Origin of the sequence: Enterobacter sp. 725m/11, from assembly GCF_011683705.1 — a bacterium.
Lineage (GTDB): Bacteria > Pseudomonadota > Gammaproteobacteria > Enterobacterales > Enterobacteriaceae > Enterobacter > Enterobacter bugandensis.
Genome location: NZ_JAAQOK010000024.1, coordinates 32,121 through 50,303, shown reverse-complemented (window position 1 = coordinate 50,303; position 18,183 = coordinate 32,121). Strand labels below are relative to the sequence as shown.

Below are 18,183 nucleotides of genomic sequence, written 5' to 3'. Positions count from 1 at the left end.
GCAGCATTAGCACTCTCGCGTTAAGGAAATATCAATGACATGGAATAAAGATGGCGCAATCTCATATGCTAAATCACACGCCCAACCGAAGAGCACGGGGTATTGTGCTCACTACGTCTTTTTCCTTCTTGCCCTGTCTCCGCTCGCGGTCGCTGAAAGCGTCAATGCCCCAGGGCTGGCAGCGCTAAAATTCAATCAGTGGTATATGGCTCAGCTAAATGAGGACAAACCGCCCGTTCTTAATCCAGACATCATGAATGAATACGTTGCGTCAGGGACAATTAATGCAATTAAAGAAATGTACTCAGGAGAAAGTAACGAAAAAGACATGCCCGATGCGGATATGTTCATCAAATCACAGGATTGGGATGAGGACTGGAATCAGATAACCATCCTGCACTCTGATTTTGACGCCGTTTGCACAAACGTTTATATCGCGTTTGGTAAGAAGCAAGATCACGTTGTTGCAGATTGTCTTAGTGAAGAACAAGGGAAATGGAAAGTCCGCTCGGCAACGCTAATTAAGTAACATGGATAATCTCCGTGTCGTAAAAAAAGCACATGGTAGCCCACCGACTACCATGTGCAATTAATTAACTACTTCGCACGCTTCGCTACAATCTCATCCGCAACATTCCGCGGTGCCTCCGCAAAATGATGGAACTCCATCGTGTACGTCGCGCGTCCCTGGGACATCGAACGCAGCGTGGTGGCGTAACCAAACATCTCGGCCAGCGGCACATCGGCGCGGATAATCTGGCTTCCGTACTGCTCCGCCATTCCCTGCACCATGCCGCGGCGGGAAGAGAGATCGCCCATGATGTTCCCGGCGTACTCTTCCGGCGTTTCCACCTCCACGTGCATGATCGGCTCAAGGATCACCGGATCCGCCCTGCGAGCGCCCTCCTTGAAGCCGAGGATCGCCGCCATGCGGAACGCCATCTCCGAGGAGTCGACGTCGTGATACGAGCCAAACGTCAGCGTCGCCTTAACATCGACGACCGGATAGCCCGCCAGCACGCCGCTGTTCATCGCTTCCCGCAGCCCTTTCTCCACGGACGGGATATACTCGCGCGGTACCACGCCGCCCTTGGTGGCATCTTCAAATACAAAACCACTTCCGGGCTCCAGCGGCTCCAGGCTCAGCACCACATGACCGTACTGCCCTTTACCGCCGGACTGCCGGACAAATTTGCCTTCGATATCCTTCACCGCTTTGCGCAGGGTTTCGCGGTACGTCACCTGCGGACGACCGATATTCGCCTCGACGCCAAACTCACGCTTCATGCGGTCGACGATAATCTCGAGGTGTAGCTCACCCATCCCGGAGATAATGGTCTGACCGGACTCCTCGTCAGTGTGCAGGCGGAAAGACGGGTCTTCCGCCGCCAGACGCTGCAGCGCAATCCCCATTTTCTCCTGATCGCCTTTGGTTTTCGGCTCAATCGCCAGCGAGATCACCGGATCCGGGAACTCCATGCGCTCAAGCGTAATGACGGCGTTCGGATCGGTGAGCGTGTCACCGGTGGTCACGTCCTTCAGCCCCACGCAGGCCGCGATATCGCCCGCGCGCAGTTCATCCACCTCATGGCGATCGTTGGCATGCATCAGCACGATGCGCCCGATGCGCTCTTTCTTCTCTTTCACCGGGTTATAGACCGCGTCGCCTTTGCGCAGCACGCCAGAGTAGACCCGGATAAAGGTCAACTGCCCGACGTACGGATCGCTCATCAGCTTGAACGCCAGCGCCGAGAACGGCTCATCATCACTCGGATGACGCTCCGCGTGCTGTCCTTTTTCATCCACGCCATCAATGGCCGGCACGTCCAGCGGGGACGGCATCAGCTCAATCACCGCATCCAGCATGCGCTGCACACCTTTGTTTTTAAAGGCGCTGCCGCACAGCATCGGCTGGATTTCGCCCGAGATGGTGCGAATGCGCAGCCCCTGGATAATTTCCGCCTCCGTCAGGTCGCCCGTTTCCAGGTATTTGTCCATCAGTTCATCGCTGGCTTCCGCCGCCGCGGAGACCATTTTTTCCCGCCACTCCTGGGCGGTACTGACTAAATCGTCCGGCACGGGGGCATAGGTAAACACCATACCCTGCGTCGCATCGTCCCACAGAATGGTGCGCATCTTGATGAGATCCACCACGCCGGTGAAATGATCTTCGGCCCCCACCGGGATGACAATCGGCACCGGATTGGCCTTCAGGCGCTCCTGCATCATCCGCACGACGCGGAAGAAATCGGCACCCGGACGGTCCATTTTGTTGACGAAGGCCAGACGCGGTACGTGATATTTATTGGCCTGACGCCAGACGGTTTCCGACTGCGGCTGCACGCCGCCGACGGAGTCGTACACCATCACCGCGCCGTCGAGCACGCGCATGGAACGCTCCACCTCAATGGTGAAGTCCACGTGCCCCGGGGTGTCGATGATGTTGATCCGGTGCGGCTCAAAGCCTCTGTCCATGCCTGGCCAGAAGCAGCTCACCGCCGCGGACGTAATGGTGATCCCGCGCTCTTGCTCCTGCGCCATCCAGTCGGTGGTTGCCGCGCCATCGTGTACTTCACCCAGCTTGTGGCTCATCCCGGTATAAAACAGGATGCGCTCAGTGGTGGTGGTTTTACCGGCATCGATATGCGCGGAGATACCGATGTTGCGATAACGTTCGAGAGGAATGGGTCGGGGCATGATATTTCCTTAGTCACTATGACGTGTTTGTGACGACCGGGATGGTCGTGCATTGGTTCGTTTGCTATAATAGTCCTATTGTACGAGTATTATCGAACTATTTTTTAAGGGTTGACCTATTGTTGATATAGCTCAATCTGACATCACGCGCAGGAAAACGATGATCCCTAACCACCCTGAAACTGAACAAATACTGCTGGAAAATGTGCTGTTTGCCCTCGGCAACCCGCTCCGGCTATCGATTATTCGCCGGCTCGCCGATGGCAGCGAACTCAGCTGTAACGCACTGCGCCCGGAAGATGTGGTGAAGTCCACGATGACCCACCACTGGCGCGTGTTGCGCGACAGTGGGGTCATCTGGCAGCGTCCGCAGGGACGAGAAAATATGATTTCACTGCGTCGGGAGGATCTGGATGCCCGTTTTCCCGGGCTGATGGAAATACTGCTAAAGGCCAAAAGCGCTGCCGGAAACTAGCTCCAGCAGCCTTTTGCGTGGCGTTTTAGTGCTGCATGCCCGACTGCTGCGAGAATTCATCGTCGGTTAAGCCAGCCCGAGGGGGCGCGGAGATTTTTTTACGGGCATATCTGTCCGGCACGCCCTCAGGACGCGTCTTGAAGCGACGGTGCAGCCACATATACTGCTCCGGCGCCATCAGCACCGCGCGCTCGATCGCCCGGTTCATCTGGGTTGCGACAGACTCTTTATCCGCACCCTGCAATGACGCGCTGATATCTTCAAGAATAATCAGCTCGTACCCTGTACCGTCCTCTCTGCGGCGCGGCACAAACGGAATAACGGCAGGTTTCGCGCTTTTGACCAGCATATAGCTGCCCGCCGTCGTGGCGGCATCCGGGACGGCGAAGAATGGCGCAAACACGCTGTTGGCTTTGCCATAGTCATGATCCGGCGCGTACCAGAGAATTTCATTCTGCTTCAGGGCGCGGATCATACCTTTTAAATCATGACGATCCAGCATGGTTTTATTCGAACGCAGACGACCGCGCGTTTGTAGCCAGTCCAGGAGCGCATTATTGTTGGGACGATAAACCCCAATACCGGGGTTAAGCATGCCAAATATCCGCGCGCCCAGCTCAAGCGTCAGAAAATGCATGCCAACCAGCACCACGCCCTTCCCCTGCGCCCTGGCCTGCTCCATATGTTCGTAACCGCGCACGGTAAAGCATTTACGCACCCGCCATTCAGGCCAGAACCACGCCATGCCGGTTTCGATTACCCCCATTCCCACGGATTCAAAATTTCGCTGCAGCAAAGATTCACGCGCTTCTGCTTCCATCTGCGGAAAGCAAAGCTCCAGGTTGCGGCGGGCAATCTCGACACGGCGCGGTAAAAGGCGCATGGCTAACCGGCCCAGAGCGTGTCCGAGTTTGAACAACAGCGGGTAAGGCAGCAGCATGATAAGCCACAGGGCGGCGATGCCTGTCCAGCTTAGCCAGTATCGCGGGTGGAAAAAAGCAGGTGAAAACCGGGGTAATTTTGTCATGAGAAAATTATCCTTTAATGTGACTGTCCTTAATTGATTCTGTTGTCGATCTTTCCTAAGGATTGATGAAATGTCGGTCGTGAACGTTAAGTGTAACGGATCAGATAAAACTTATTTTTATCGTTTTTTGCGAAAAGAAGGCGTAAGCGGCAGGAGAAACCGGGTAAGACGATGACCTCACCCGGCGAAAGATTACATTGAATACCCAGGCTTTTTAATCAACTCGTCCAGCTTCGGTCCGATTTCGGTATCCCAGACCTGTGCTTTCCAGTCTTCCGGGTTTACCTGGTTCAACGCCACCGATACTGAACCGTCTTTGCTGTTGAAATGGCGAATTATCACCTCGGCGATATCTGCCGCCAGCGCGGTTTTTTGCTCGTCGTTAAGATCGCGGGGAAAACATTTGATATCTACGTGTGGCATATGCAGGCTTCCTGTTATGTGTGAGCATTCCACGTTATCAGATAATGTTGTTTGCCTTTAACACCTTGTGCAGTTCCGGCAGCTGACACACGGTATCCGCAATCGCCGTAAGCTTCGGCGTATTTGTCGCAAACCACTCATGGCGAGGCCCCCAGGTGCGCGCCACCGCAATATACACATCCAGCAGCGTCAGCCGTTCACCCAGCGCAAACGGCGCGGCCTTAAGCTGATTTTCAAACCACAGATAGAGGGATTTCCGGTACTCAATGCAGTTTTTCTGCAGCTGTTCCGGCGCATCAGGCACCCAGCGTTCGGGATAATCGGCATAGGTAAAGGTGGGATAGACGTTCGCCACGAACCAGATAAGCAGACGCTGATACTGCTGACGCTCGGCCTGCCCCACGGGCGGGGCGAGATCGGGACAACGGTCGAGCACCATCAGGGCAATCGCCGCCGTTTCGGTCATGATGGCGCCATTTTCCAGCTCCAGCGTGGGCACCTGGCACAGCGGGTTGAGTTTTTGCAGCAGTTCACGCTGCGGGCCGGGCTGGTCAAACCCGTCAACGTTCACAAACTGATAAGGGATATCAGCCAGGGTCAGCATCACTTCACTGATTGCCGAGCCCCAGCCGGGTACGCCATAGAGTTTCATCATGTTGCCCCCTCAGGAGTGAAAATCCTAAGTGTAGAGCACCATTAGTAGTTTATCCCAGGCGGGTTGACCTCCGATTGCGCCACCGCTTCGCCCTGTTCGCCCCAGCGCGCCAGCACTTTCTGGTACTCTCCGCGCTCAATCGCCCCGTTCAGCGCGGCCTGCAGCGCGTACACCAGCCCATTGCCTTTTTTGGTCGTGGTGGCGACATAAGCTTTTTTCGGACCTAAACCGACCACGCGGGTTTTGCCGGTGAGCGCCGCTTTGTAAGCTGAAACCGACTGAGGGCCAAAGAACACGTCCGCCCTGCCGGACTGGATATAGAGATTGCCCGAGGCATCGTCGTGGAGATAGACCGGCAGCGCAGGCGCTCGCCCCGCCTTTTTATTCTCTTCGTTCCAGCCCAGCAGGATGCGCTCCTGATTGGTGCCCGAGCCGACAATCACCTTTTTTCCGGCCAGATCTTCCGCGCTTTTGATTGACTGAATCTCGCTGGTGGACTTCACCGAAAACGCCAACGAATCGACGCGGTAGGTCGCAAAATCAAACTTCTCTTTACGCTGTTCGGTCACCGCAATGTTCACCAGCGCCACGTCGTAGCGCCCGGAAGCGATGCCCAGCGGCCAGTCTTCCCACGCCGTTGGCACCAGCTTTAGCTTCAGCCCCAGGCTGCCCGCCAGCAGGCGGGCGATATCCGGGTCGCTGCCAATCCGCGTGCGGTTATCGCTGGCCAGCAGCGCCAGCGGCGGGGAGTTCAGCATCGAGACGGCGACCGTCAGCGTACCCGGCTCAACGAATTTATAACCGGCGGGGATCTTCGCCACGGCCTGCCGATCCACCGTCACCGGCAGCGGCTGCTCGTTGGCTTTCAGATCGATGCTGGCGTGGCTTGCCGTTGTGAAGACCAGCCCCGCCAGAAGTCCGTATTTCATCTGCGCTCCTTACAGCACTTTTGACAGGAACTGGCGCGTTCGCGCATGCGACGGACGGTTCAATACCGCGTCGCTGCTGCCCTGCTCCACGATTTTCCCGTCGACCATAAACACCACCTGATCCGCCACCTCGCGGGCAAAGCCGATCTCGTGGGTAACCACCACCAGCGTAGTGCCGGACCGGGCCAGTTTTTTGATCACGTCCAGCACCTCTCCCACCAGCTCCGGATCCAGCGCCGAGGTAGGTTCATCAAACAGCATCACGCGGGGGCGTAGCGCCAGCGCGCGGGCAATCGCAATGCGCTGCTGCTGCCCGCCGGAGAGATGGCGAGACCAGGCATCGGCTTTATCCCGCAGCCCGACCACATCCAGCAGGCTGTATGCCCTTTCCACCGCCTCTTTTTTGCTGAGCTTCTTATGCGCGATGGGCGCCTCAATCAGGTTTTCCAGCACCGTGAGGTGAGGAAAGAGATTGAAGTTCTGAAACACATAGCCCACGTTGACGCGCTGCTTGAGGATCTCTTTCTCCTTCAGCTCATAGAGCTTGTCGCCCTGACGACGGTAGCCAATGTAGTCCCCGTCGATCTGAATAAAGCCTTCGTCGACGCGCTCCAGGTGGTTAATGGTGCGCAGCAGCGTCGATTTGCCCGAGCCTGAGGGCCCGAGAATGACCGTCACGGAACCGGGCGGGATCTCAAGCGAAACGTTGTCGAGCGCCTTATGGCGACCAAAATACTTGCTGACGCCGGTAATCGAGATATGTCCTTCAGGAGAGGCTTGCATGGATAGGCTCCTGTGCTGGCGTGGTGGTGACGGAACGGGTGCGACGGGCGGCACGGTTCTGATTAACCGCAGAGCGGCGTTCGCTGCGGGCGAGTGCGCGTTCAACACCGTACTGAATAGCGGACAAGACGGTGGTAATCACCAGATACCAGGCGGCACCGACCATCAGCAGCGGGATCACCTCCTGCGTGCGGTTGTAGATCATCTGGATGGTATAGAACAGCTCCGGCATTGCCAGGACGTAGACCATCGCCGTCCCCTTGGCGAGGCTGATGATTTCATTGAATCCCGACGGCAGAATGGTGCGCAACGCCTGAGGCAGGATTATCCGCACCGTACGTCGCCAGGCCGGCAGGCCAAGCGCGGCGGCGGCCTCATACTGCCCGTGATCGACGCCGAGGAATCCACCGCGAATGATCTCGGCGGTATAGGCGCTCTGCACCAGCGTTAGCCCCACCACGGCAGTGGAGAACTGCCCGAGCACGTTAATGGTCTCAAAGCTGCCCCAGCTAATGCTGGTGAACGGCACGCCGAGGGAGAGCGTGTCGTAGAGATAGGAAAAGTTGTAGAGAATGATCAGCACCACGATCAGCGGCAGCGAGCGAAACAGCCAGATATAGCCCCACGCCAGGCTGCTCAGCAGCCATGACGAGGAGAGTCTCGCCAGCGCCAGCATGCCGCCCAACACCACGCTCAGCGCGGTACCGATCAGGGTCAGCAGCAGAGTCTGCCCTACACCTTCGAGAATAACCGGGTCGAAGAACCAGCGGGCAAACACCGCCCACTCCCAGCGCGGGTTGAAAGCGACGGACTGGATCACGATCGCCAGGACAAACAGCGCCACCGCGGCGCCGACGGTCCGCAGCGGATAACGCGCCGGGACCACCTTAATGGTTTCAACGTTGCTCATCGTCGTTCCTCATGCGGTTTTACTGAACGCTTCGCGTACCAGCGTTTTAGTGAAGCGCAGCCGACCATCAAACGGCGGCTGGCTGTACTCTTCCGGATCCCGGTTCAGATCAAACTGTGGCTGGTAGCCCTGGCTGAGATAGAGCCTGACCGCTTCCGGCTGGCGAAAACCGGTTGTCAGGTAGATCTGGCTGTAACCTGCCAGCACCGCCCTGCGCTCCAGCTCCTGCACTACGCGTCCGGCAAGCCCCTGCTGACGCAGGGTTTTGTCCGTCCAGATGCGCTTGATTTCCGCGGTGCGTTCGTCGAAGGGTTTGTACGCACCGGTGGCGATGATTTTTCCGTCACGCTCCAGGACGATAAACAGCCCCTGCGGCGCTAAATACCACTCGGTGAGTTCCACTTCCGCGTCTTTAGAGAAGTAGTCACCGTAGCGGGCTGCATATTCACCGAACAGCCCCTCGATAATGGGCTGAAGTTCGGCATCTTCCGGTGAAACGTCACGAAATTGTTCACGCATAGCGCCTCCTTAATCACCCAGGCCATCAGGATTCACTTCTGACTGCGGAATACGCTCAACGCCTTCCCCCCAGCGGTTCAGCACTTTGTCGTAATCGCCGTTTTTGATGACGCCGTTCAGCGCGGTTTGCACCGGCTCAACCAGCCCGCTGCCTTTCTTCAGCGTCACCGCAATGTGCGCCGCCTTCGGCCAGCCGCCGTCGACGCTGCCCACCAGTTTGGTTTTCCCGTTCAGCGCCGCCTTCCATGCGCCAATCACGTTCGGGCCAAAGTAGGCATCCGCGCGCCCGGACTGGAGCGCCAGCGTTTGCGCCGCATCGTCTTTCGTATAGATCGGGGTAAACGGTTTCAGCCCCTTCTTCAGGTTTTCAGCATTCCATGCCAGCAGGATGGCCTCCTGATTGGTCCCGGAACCAACGATAATCCGCAGCCCGGCGATGTCCTCAGCCTTCTGAAGCGATTCGATCGGGCTGGTCGATTTCACGTAGAAACCGAGGGAGTCCTTACGGTAGGTAGCGAAATCGAACTTCTCTTTTCGCGCTTTGGTAACGGTAATGTTGCTGATGGCGGCATCGTATTTCCCGGACGCCACGCCCAGCGGCCAGTCTTCCCACGACGTTGGCACCACGTTCAACTCAAGTCCGAGGCTGTCGGCCACCAGACGGGCGACGTCAACTTCACTCCCGAGCAGCGTTTTGTTGTCGTCGGAAAATACCGTCAGCGGCGGTTGATTGAGGCCCGCCACCGCCACGGTAAATTTCCCCGGCACGGCGAAGCGATAATCTTTCGGCAGCTGCGCCACTGCATCGCTGTTTTTGGCGGTATTGATCGGCGTTTTATTGGCCTCGATGCTCACGCCGGTGCCGTTAATGTTCACATTCTCTGCCCAGACGGCAGGGGTAAAGGCCAGCGCGAGCGCCAGAATAAGCGATGTTTTTTGCATAGCGGAGTTCTCTTTTATTGTTGTGTGAACTGGTTTTTCGGTTGGTCTAAGCCAAGGCTTTCGCGCAGCGTGGTTCCCGGGTAGTCGGTGCGGAACAGGCCGCGGGCCTGTAAAACGGGCACCACCTGGTCAACAAAGCGCGGAAAGGTATCCGGCGTACCGCCCTGGATGATGAAGCCGTCTGCGGCATAGCCTTCAAACCAGGCCTGCAGACCGTCGGCGACCTCCTCCGGCGTGCCGGAAAAGCGCGGGCGCGGCGATGCGGCCTCAAGCGCCACCTGGCGCAGGGTTAAGTTGCGCTCGCGGGCATTTCGCTTAATTTCATCGGTGGTGCTGCGGAAGCTGTTTTTGCCTAAGTCACCGATATCCGGGAACGGCTCGTCGAGCGGGTATTGGCTGAAATCGTGATGTTCAAAATAACGCCCGAGGTAATTGAGGGCATCGGTAACCGACACCAGCGCCGCCGTGGTTTGATACTGGTTTTCCACGTCATCGGCGTCTTTACCGACAATCACGCTGACGCCCTGGAAGATATGTAAATCTGACGAGCGGCGGCCGTTTGTTTCCAGCTGCTGCTTAACGTCGCGGTAAAACGCTTTTGCCTCGTCGAGCGTTTCGTGATGAGTGAAAATGGCGTCGGCATGTTTTGCCGCTAGCTTTTTCCCGTCGTCCGACGCGCCCGCCTGAAAAACAATCGGACGCCCTTGCGGGGTGCGACCAATATTCAGCGGACCGGCGACCTGGAAGAAGTCACCGTGGTGATCGAGGGTATGCAGCCTGGTCGGGTCAAAAAACTGACCGCTCTCTTTGTTGCGTATAAACGCGTCGCCTTCCCAGGAGTCCCACAGCCCTTTCACCACGTCGAGATACTCATCCGCAATGCGATAGCGCAGCGCATGCTCGGGGTGTTTTTCGCGCGAGAAGTTCTTTGCCGACCCTTCCAGCGGCGAAGTCACTACGTTCCAGCCCGCACGTCCGTTGCTCAGATGATCGAGGCTGGCGAACTGGCGCGCCGTGGTAAAGGGTTCGCTGTAGGAGGTGGATAATGTTCCCACCAGCCCCAGACGCGTGGTGATGCTTGCCAGCGCGGATAATACCGTTAACGGCTCAAAGCGGTTTAAAAAATGCGGAATGGATTTCTCATTTATATAAAGACCGTCGGCAACGAATAAAAAATCGAGTTTGCCCTCCTCCGCTTTTAACGCCGTCTCTTTTACAAATTCAAAATTAATGCTGGCATCCGCGACCGCCGCCGGATGACGCCAGGCGGACATATTGCCCGATGCACCATGCAAAATGGTCCCAAGCCGCAGTTGACGATGTGCAGACATATTTACCTCTCCAGAATTAAACGTGTTGCAGGGCTTTTTCCGCCAGCTGTGCAAAATAGCGGGCTGCGGGCTCAATCAGGGCTTCGTCAGGATTAAACGCCGGGTGGTGTAAACCATACGGGCTGTTGCTGCCGATGCTGACAAACGCGCCGGGAACAGACTGCAGGTAGACCGCAAAATCTTCCCCGCCCATATGCAGTTCCGCGTGCCGGGTTTCATAACCGGCCTCACGCGCGACCGAGGTGGCGAAGTCGGCCCAGCGCTCGTCGTTCACCAGCGCGGTGGGCCCGGCATACCAGGTGATGTCGATCTGCGCGCTGAAGGCGCTGGCAAACCCGGCGGCGATTTCGCCCACGCGGGCCTTCACGTTCTGCTGAACCTCCGTGCGGTGGGTGCGAAGCGTGCCCTCCAGCTCGACGCTTTCCGGCAGCACGTTCCAGGTGTTACCCCCTGCAATGCGGGTGACGCTCAGCACCACCGAGTCCAGCGTATTGACGTTGCGGCTGGCGACGCTTTGCAGCGCCGTCACCAGCTGGCTCGCCAGCACAATGGCGTCGTTGCCTTCGTGCGGGCGGGCCGCATGTGCGCCTTTGCCGGTGATGCGGATCACGAAGCGATCGACGTTGGCATAAAACGGTCCGCCGCGGGTGGCGAACTCACCGACCGGCAGGCCGGGCTCGTTGTGCATGCCGAAGATGGCGCTGACGTCACGCAGGGCACCAGCACGCACCATGCTCTTCGCACCGCCAAAGTTCTCCTCGGCAGGCTGAAACAGGATGCGCACCCGGCCGTTAAGCGAGGCCTCCCGCTCTTTCAGCTTTAACGCGGCGCCGAGGATAACGCTGGTGTGGATATCGTGTCCGCAGGCGTGCATCACCCCTGCATGCTGTGAGCTAAACGGCACGCCGCTGCGCTCCTCTATCGGCAGCGCGTCAATGTCGGCACGCAGCGCAACCAGCCTGCTGCCCGTCCCGATTTCCGCCACCAGCCCGGTCGACAGGTCATAAGGCTGCGGGGTGATCCCGGCATTCGTCAGCCACTGGCGCAGGCGCGCGGTCGTTTCGACCTCCTGGCCGGACAGCTCCGGGTTCTGGTGCAGCTCGCGGCGCCAGGCAATCAGCTGTTCGCCAAAACTCATACGGTGACCTCCTTGTTAAGACGCGCCTCGGCAAGCAGTCGCAGCGACGCGACGCGCGTCCCCCCCTCCGCCACCGGCGTGTCGATGATAAATTCGTCAATGCCCCACTGCTGGTGCAGCGCGTTGAGCTGTTCCACTACCGACTCAGCGGTGCCCGCCAGCAGCGACTGCGCCCGGCGTGCAATACGCACCGGCTCACTGCCCGCCTGGCGCGCAAACGCGTAGGCCTGCTCTTCGCTGGCCACGGTGACACGCTGTCCGTTTGCCAGCTCAACGCCCCACACCTCCACCTTCTGCGCCAGCGCGTCTGCCTCGGCCTGCGTCGGCGCCACAATCGCCTGCACCGCCACAATCACCTCCCGCGCGCTGTTCTCACGCCAGGTCGATACCACCTCGCGCAGCAGGTCCGGATCGCCGTTCAGGTGTGCGGCAAACACAAAGTGCCAGTTGAGCCTGGCGGCCAGCAGCGCGCTTTCGGTGCTCGCGCCCAGCAGGAAACCCTCAGCGGGCAGCGGCGGCAGCGGCGTGGCGCGGACGGCCTCCTCAACAGAGAGATGCTCAGGACGGATCCAGCGGTCGAGCTGGGCCAGCTGTTCGGCAAAGCTGCCCTTTTCCTGCTGATTCAGGCCCTGCTGAAGCGCGCGGGTTGAGAGCGGCAAACCGCCGGGGGCTTTCCCGACGCCCAGATCCACGCGACCGGGCGCCAGCGCGGCCAGCACGTTGAAGTTCTCGGCGACTTTATAAGGGCTGTAGTGTTGAAGCATTACGCCGCCGGATCCGACGCGAATGCGCTTGGTTTGCCCGAGGATCCAGGCAATCAGCAGTTCCGGCGAGGGGCTGGCGAGTTGCGGGGTATTGTGGTGTTCGGCAATCCAGAAGCGGTGATAGCCCAGATTTTCTGCCTGTTGCGCCAGCGCTAACGTCCGCGCCAGCGCATCGGCAGCCGTTTCATTTTCAGCGATGGGGCTTTTATCCAGAATGCTGATTCGCCATGACATGTTGCGTTCTCGTTTAACTTAACATGTCGACATTATTAAAGGCGTATTTCACCACTGAGAAACAATTAATTTACATTTGGTTTGCCGGAAATCAGATATATAAAACCCTACTAAGAATAAGATTTTAAGGCGGCAATCAGCGTTTCCGCCTGCCCGCGGCGGTTAATATGGACGAAGCGGATATGCCCATATTGCGGGTTTTGCAGATCGGCTTCATAACGCGTGCGGTTGTTACGCCACGTTTTCATCGTCCAGATGAGAATCGACTCTTTACTGAAGAAGGCGCGCCGGAAACTCTCTTTGTTCCCGGTTCCGGGCCAAAGCTCGTGTTTATGCCAGGCCCGTTTGATTGCCCTGTTGACGGCCTGCCAGAGGGTGCGGACAAACCCATAATCCACCCACACGACAACGTCTACATTACGCCATTTAACGGGCCGCGTGCGGTTATAGTTGCCGTCGAGTACCCAGTCTGGCGACGCCTGTAGCACCTGCTCAAGCTTTTCCTGAAACTCATCGTCCGGCGTTCCCTGCCATTCGGGTCGCCAGTAGAGTCTGTCCATCTCGATATAGGGAATAGCCAGTTCGGTCGCAATCTGCTTCGCCAGCGTGCTTTTTCCACTTCCGCTGGTTCCGATGACGTTAATTTTCACCTCAGCCTCCCTGTATTTACGAAAATGAGACCGAATCATAACGTTTTCATTCTGTTAACGAAATGCTTCCTGGTATTACCGCGGCGGTGTTACTCTCCTGTCTGGCAGTCTATTTATTCCCTGAGAAACGTCTGCAACTGGCCAGTCTGGTGCTGCTGTTTGATCAACCGCGCCTGTAGCAGGCGATTGCCGTTTTTGGCGGTTAGCCGTTCGGGTACTGTTCGTCGGTCACTTTTTCCAGCCACGTTACCGGGCTGCCGTTTACCGCTTCGGCAATGGCGATATGCGTCATTGCCGTTTGCGCACTTGCGCCGTGCCAGTGCTTCACGCCGGGTGGGATCCAGGCGATATCGCCCTGATTCAGGATTTCCGCCTCTTCGCCCCACGCCTGTAACCAGCCGCGCCCCTGCGTCACAATCAGCGTTTGTCCCAGGGGATGCGTATGCCAGGCCGTGCGCGCCCCCGGCTCAAAGGTCACGGTTGCCCCGCCGACGCTGGCAGGTTCGCTCGCCTGAAAGGGCGCGTCAATGCGAACAGCGCCGGTAAACCAGGCCTCCGGGCCTGTTGCTGAAGGTAATGAACCGCTGCGGATAATTTTCATCTTTTGCTCCTTGTTGACTGTTGCGTTAACAGTAGCGCAAAGCATTCTGGAGCATTAGGGTACATAATGAGATAGAACACATGACTGAAATTCATAAATAGAACCGCAATGCTAAAAGATAATTTCAACGACCTGCTCTCCTTTATGGTAGTGGCCCGCGAGCGCAGCTTTACGCGCGCAGCGGCGCAGCTGGGCGTCTCGCAATCGGCACTGAGTCATGCGATGCGCAAGCTTGAAGCGCGATTAGACGTTCGCCTGTTAACCCGCACAACCCGCAGCGTGGTTCCGACACCCGCGGGTGAGCAGCTCTTTTCGCGCCTCAGCCCGCATCTGCAGGAGATCGAACAGGAACTCACGGCGCTTTGCAGCACCCGCGACAAACCCGCAGGCGCTATCCGCATCGTCGCCGGCGAGCACGCGATGGACGCCGTGCTCTGGCCGGCACTGAAGGCTTTTATGCTGCAGTATCCTGAAATCAACGTCGAAGTGACGGTCGACAACGGCCTGACAGATATCGTCGATGGCCGCTTCGACGCGGGGGTACGCCTGGGTGAACAGGTGGCAAAAGATATGATTGCGGTGCGAATAGCGCCGGACATGCGCATGGCGGTCGTCGGCTCCCCGGATTACCTGGCTCGTTTTGGCGTGCCGCTCGTGCCGGAGCAGCTGGGTGAACACCGCTGTATCAATCTCCGCCTGCCCACCCGAGGGGCAGTGTATGACTGGGAGTTTGAGCGCGACGGGCGCGAGCTTCGGGTGCGGGTTGAAGGACAGCTTACGCTGAGTAATCTGTCGCAGCGCATCGACGCGGCGGAGAGTGGCCTCGGATTAGCCTACGTGCCCGAGTCCTCGGTCCTGGACGCCCTTCAGCACGGACGGCTCGTCAGGGTCCTTGAGTCCTGGTGCCCCACGTTTGAAGGATATCACCTGTATTATCCAAGCCGTCGACAGCACACAACCGCGTTCAGGTTGCTTCTCGATGCCCTGCGGCAGTAAAAATTTATACCATCTGGTAATAATTAAGGGAATCTGATGATTAAATAAACAACGTCGCGATTGTTTTGACTAAAAACTCATCACGATTCAGCGCGTTGTAAACCTTGTCTGCTCTGACCACACGATTTCCTTCGACGTGCATCACTTTCGGCACGGTTATATTTTGCGTCGCTTATCAATTGCAGGTAGGATGCCTCGCCATGTTTCGCCTTATCCATACGCAGAATGACTGGGAAGGCGGCATGTGTTTGCGCAGAAGCAATCGTTTGTATTGCGCTCTGCCAGGCAGGACTATCACGATAATGGTTCAGACAGGCAAACAGGTAACTCAATGAAAACAAGCAATAAAAGCGCAGCCGATCATCACGCTGCGAAACGTCGCTGGTTGAACTCCCACGAAGAGGGCTACCACAAAGCGATGGGCAACCGTCAGGTTCAAATGATCGCCATCGGCGGCGCTATCGGAACGGGTCTATTTTTAGGTGCTGGCGCGCGTCTACAGATGGCGGGCCCGGCTCTCGCCCTGGTCTATCTGGTGTGCGGGATCTTCTCTTTCTTCATTCTTCGCGCGCTGGGTGAACTGGTACTGCATCGCCCTTCCAGCGGAAGCTTCGTCTCTTACGCCCGAGAATTCCTCGGTGAAAAAGCCGCCTACGTGGCAGGCTGGATGTACTTCGTCAACTGGGCGATGACCGGTATCGTCGATATCACCGCCGTTGCGCTGTATATGCACTACTGGGGCGCGTTCGGTGATGTGCCGCAGTGGGTCTTTGCCCTTGGCGCGCTGGCGATCGTCGGCACCATGAACATGATCGGCGTGAAGTGGTTCGCCGAGATGGAGTTCTGGTTTGCGCTGGTCAAAGTGCTCGCCATTGTGATTTTCCTGGTGGTCGGTACCGTATTCCTCGGCAGCGGCAAGCCGCTGGATGGCAATGCTACCGGCTTCCACCTGATAACCGATAACGGTGGTTTCTTCCCGCACGGTCTGCTGCCTGCGCTGGTTCTGGTGCAGGGCGTGGTGTTTGCCTTTGCCTCTATTGAGCTGGTCGGTACCGCTGCGGGCGAATGTAAAGACCCACAAACGATGGTGCCAAAAGCCATCAACAGCGTGATCTGGCGTATCGGTCTGTTCTACGTCGGCTCCGTGGTGCTGCTGGTTCTGCTGCTGCCGTGGAACGCCTATCAGGCCGGCCAGAGCCCGTTCGTCACCTTCTTCTCGAAGCTCGGCGTGCCTTACGTGGGCAGCATCATGAACATCGTGGTGCTGACGGCGGCGCTCTCCAGCCTGAACTCCGGTCTTTACTCTACCGGGCGTATCCTGCGCTCCATGTCGATGGGCGGTTCAGCGCCGAAGTTCATGTCGAAGATGAGCAAGCAGCACGTGCCTTACGCAGGCATTCTTGCCACGCTGGTGGTGTATGTCTTCGGCGTATTCCTGAACTATCTGGTGCCGTCTCAGGTCTTTGAGATCGTTCTGAACGTGGCCGCACTCGGCATTATCGCTTCCTGGGCCTTTATCGTGGTCTGCCAGATGCGTCTGCGTAAAGCCATTAAAGAAGGCAAAGCCGCAGATATCAGCTTTAAGCTGCCGGGCGCGCCGGTGACCTCCTGGCTCACCCTGCTCTTCCTGTTCAGCGTGCTGGTGCTGATGGCGTTCGACTACCCGAACGGCACCTATACCATCGCCACCATCCCGCTGCTGGCCGTGCTGCTGATCGCTGGCTGGTTCGGCGTGCGTAAGCGCGTTCACGAAATTCACAGCACCGCGCCGGTTCATCCAGACGATGAAAAACACGACGCGCCGCTGGTGGAAGAGACCTCGCGTTAAGCATCACACAGGCATTAAAAAGGGAAGGCATATGCCTTCCCTTTTTTATGTTACAGCGCGATACGAATCACATCGTCAGGCCGGGTCGCTTCCTGCTGGCGGGTAGATTTCTGCTTCACCGTCACGTAAAGCGTTTTGCCATCCGCAGAGAGCGCCAGGCTGTTCGGGTAGACCGGCGTATCGAACGTTTTCGTTACTTTGTAGGTCTTCGCGTCAATCACGCTCACCTTGCCGGCCTCACGGTGCGTCACGTAGGCTTCATTGCGAGCCGGATTAAACAGAACGGACAGGGATTCAGGTGCGGCGATTTTCTCGATCACGCTGCCGTCTTTCAGGCTCACCGCCAGCACTTCCGGCTGTTTTGAATCGGTCAGGAACGCGCGCTGACCGGCGGTGTCCAGGCTCAGGTTCAGATAGAAGTGCTCTTTTCCGTCGTCCTGCACTTTTTTGCGGCTCAGGATTTTGTTGGTGGCGGTATCAATGGTGACCAGCTCACCGTCTGCATTGGTGGTGTACAGGCGTTTCGCCTTTGCATCCAGCGCCAAACCGGTACTGTATGTGCCGGTATTGGCAATGGTCTCTTTCAGCTTCAGCGTTGCGCCATCCACGACCCAAATCACGCTCTCTTTGCCGACACCGGTGATGTAAATCGTGTTGCTCGCGTCATCCGCCACCAGCTGGCGCGGCTGCAGCGGCTTGACGGTTTCACTGCGCTGGCGGCTATCAAGCACCAGTCGGCCTTTCACGTCGCCCGTTTTCGCATCAATGGCCGTCACCGCGCCGTTGATCGTATTACCCAGCCACAGGGTTTGCGTCGCGCCGTCAAGGGTGGCGCCAAACGGTTTGAGATCGCTATGAATGGCCTGCGTCACCTCCAGCGTAGCAGGATCGAGGCGATAGATAACGCCACCCTTGTCGAGTTTACGGCTTTGCGACGTCGCAACCCACAGCGCGTTCTCCTGCTGGCTGACCGCCATTTCATAGGCACCTTTACCCACCGCTTTACGCAGCATCTCTTCGGCGGCATGCGCCTGGAAGGTTCCGGCAAACAGTAAAGCGGCAGACAGCAGAGACGTACTCAGGCGTGGCGAGCACAGATGGCGTAAAGACATAACAATTCCTTTTTTGAAAATTGGGGGTACTGCAGACATCGCTTCCGGCTGGCAACGTCATGGCATTGCCGTTTTGATAATGAGAATAGTAATCATTAATAAGTTAAAAGTGGAGTTTTTCTTTTCCCTATTGCCTTTCATTAACGCAATGTGCGGTTATAGTTTTCAA

17 protein-coding genes and 1 pseudogene are annotated in these 18,183 nt (G+C 57.5%); 4 read left to right on the top strand and 14 right to left on the bottom strand.

Annotated features, from left to right (window positions below):
• Positions 1 to 34: 34 nt before the first annotated feature.
• Positions 35 to 529: a DUF3828 domain-containing protein gene (locus HBA26_RS12310; RefSeq protein WP_206512919.1), complete on the top strand. Its 495-nt coding sequence runs from the start codon at positions 35 to 37 to the stop codon at positions 527 to 529.
• 68 nt (positions 530 to 597) lie between these two features.
• Here HBA26_RS12310 and fusA read toward each other — a convergent pair whose 3' ends face one another.
• Positions 598 to 2,697, bottom strand: coding sequence for an elongation factor G (gene fusA, locus HBA26_RS12305; protein WP_126345496.1), 2,100 nt, complete (start codon positions 2,695 to 2,697; stop codon positions 598 to 600).
• Positions 2,698 to 2,857: 160 nt separating this feature from the next.
• On the opposite strand from fusA, the gene HBA26_RS12300 reads away from it, so the two are divergent.
• On the top strand, positions 2,858 to 3,172 hold the full coding sequence (locus HBA26_RS12300; RefSeq protein ID WP_041909805.1) for a helix-turn-helix domain-containing protein: 315 nt from the start codon (positions 2,858 to 2,860) through the stop codon (positions 3,170 to 3,172).
• Between the two features lie 25 nt (positions 3,173 to 3,197).
• Here the strand turns inward: HBA26_RS12300 and HBA26_RS12295 are convergent, their stop codons facing one another.
• The 12 genes and pseudogenes from HBA26_RS12295 to HBA26_RS12235 form a co-directional block, all read right to left on the bottom strand.
• Complete coding sequence (locus HBA26_RS12295; RefSeq protein ID WP_100170226.1) at positions 3,198 to 4,199, bottom strand: Kdo(2)-lipid IV(A) acyltransferase; 1,002 nt, start codon at positions 4,197 to 4,199, stop codon at positions 3,198 to 3,200.
• Positions 4,200 to 4,391: 192 nt separating this feature from the next.
• Positions 4,392 to 4,622: a tautomerase PptA gene (pptA, locus tag HBA26_RS12290; protein WP_028013275.1), complete on the bottom strand. Its 231-nt coding sequence runs from the start codon at positions 4,620 to 4,622 to the stop codon at positions 4,392 to 4,394.
• Positions 4,623 to 4,659: 37 nt separating this feature from the next.
• Positions 4,660 to 5,277: a glutathione S-transferase family protein gene (locus HBA26_RS12285; RefSeq protein ID WP_100170225.1), complete on the bottom strand. Its 618-nt coding sequence runs from the start codon at positions 5,275 to 5,277 to the stop codon at positions 4,660 to 4,662.
• A 41-nt stretch (positions 5,278 to 5,318) separates the two neighbouring features.
• Entirely contained in the window at positions 5,319 to 6,206 is an 888-nt protein-coding gene (locus HBA26_RS12280) for an ABC transporter substrate-binding protein (RefSeq protein ID WP_100170224.1), read from the bottom strand.
• Positions 6,207 to 6,215: 9 nt separating this feature from the next.
• Positions 6,216 to 6,989: an amino acid ABC transporter ATP-binding protein gene (locus HBA26_RS12275; protein ID WP_023292311.1), complete on the bottom strand. Its 774-nt coding sequence runs from the start codon at positions 6,987 to 6,989 to the stop codon at positions 6,216 to 6,218.
• Positions 6,973 to 7,899, bottom strand: coding sequence for an amino acid ABC transporter permease (locus tag HBA26_RS12270; protein WP_047368635.1), 927 nt, complete (start codon positions 7,897 to 7,899; stop codon positions 6,973 to 6,975). Before HBA26_RS12270 ends, HBA26_RS12275 begins: the two co-directional genes overlap by 17 nt.
• Before the next feature lie 9 nt (positions 7,900 to 7,908).
• On the bottom strand, positions 7,909 to 8,418 hold the full coding sequence (locus HBA26_RS12265) for a GNAT family N-acetyltransferase (RefSeq protein ID WP_028013279.1): 510 nt from the start codon (positions 8,416 to 8,418) through the stop codon (positions 7,909 to 7,911).
• Between the two features lie 9 nt (positions 8,419 to 8,427).
• A pseudogene (locus tag HBA26_RS22920) lies at positions 8,428 to 10,691 on the bottom strand (NtaA/DmoA family FMN-dependent monooxygenase).
• A gap of 16 nt (positions 10,692 to 10,707) precedes the next feature.
• Positions 10,708 to 11,829 (bottom strand): amidohydrolase, encoded by a 1,122-nt coding sequence (locus tag HBA26_RS12250; RefSeq protein ID WP_063942402.1) that lies wholly within the window; start codon positions 11,827 to 11,829, stop codon positions 10,708 to 10,710.
• Positions 11,826 to 12,827, bottom strand: a complete 1,002-nt coding sequence (locus HBA26_RS12245; protein ID WP_126345495.1) for an LLM class flavin-dependent oxidoreductase — start codon at positions 12,825 to 12,827, stop codon at positions 11,826 to 11,828. Before HBA26_RS12245 ends, HBA26_RS12250 begins: the two co-directional genes overlap by 4 nt.
• Positions 12,828 to 12,937: 110 nt before the next feature.
• On the bottom strand, positions 12,938 to 13,477 hold the full coding sequence (locus tag HBA26_RS12240; RefSeq protein ID WP_166720910.1) for an AAA family ATPase: 540 nt from the start codon (positions 13,475 to 13,477) through the stop codon (positions 12,938 to 12,940).
• Positions 13,478 to 13,679: 202 nt separating this feature from the next.
• On the bottom strand, positions 13,680 to 14,078 hold the full coding sequence (locus HBA26_RS12235) for a cupin domain-containing protein (protein WP_045260619.1): 399 nt from the start codon (positions 14,076 to 14,078) through the stop codon (positions 13,680 to 13,682).
• A gap of 108 nt (positions 14,079 to 14,186) precedes the next feature.
• Here HBA26_RS12235 and HBA26_RS12230 point away from each other — a divergent pair, with 108 nt between their 5' ends.
• Together HBA26_RS12230 and ansP are read left to right on the top strand one after the other, a co-directional pair.
• Positions 14,187 to 15,074: a LysR family transcriptional regulator gene (locus tag HBA26_RS12230; protein WP_126345494.1), complete on the top strand. Its 888-nt coding sequence runs from the start codon at positions 14,187 to 14,189 to the stop codon at positions 15,072 to 15,074.
• A 331-nt stretch (positions 15,075 to 15,405) separates the two neighbouring features.
• Positions 15,406 to 16,902 carry an L-asparagine permease gene (gene ansP, locus HBA26_RS12225; RefSeq protein ID WP_028013287.1) on the top strand — a complete coding sequence of 499 codons (1,497 nt, stop codon included), beginning with the start codon at positions 15,406 to 15,408 and terminating at the stop codon, positions 16,900 to 16,902.
• A gap of 50 nt (positions 16,903 to 16,952) precedes the next feature.
• Here ansP and HBA26_RS12220 read toward each other — a convergent pair whose 3' ends face one another.
• Positions 16,953 to 18,014, bottom strand: coding sequence for a YncE family protein (locus HBA26_RS12220; protein WP_126345493.1), 1,062 nt, complete (start codon positions 18,012 to 18,014; stop codon positions 16,953 to 16,955).
• Positions 18,015 to 18,183 lie beyond the last annotated feature (169 nt).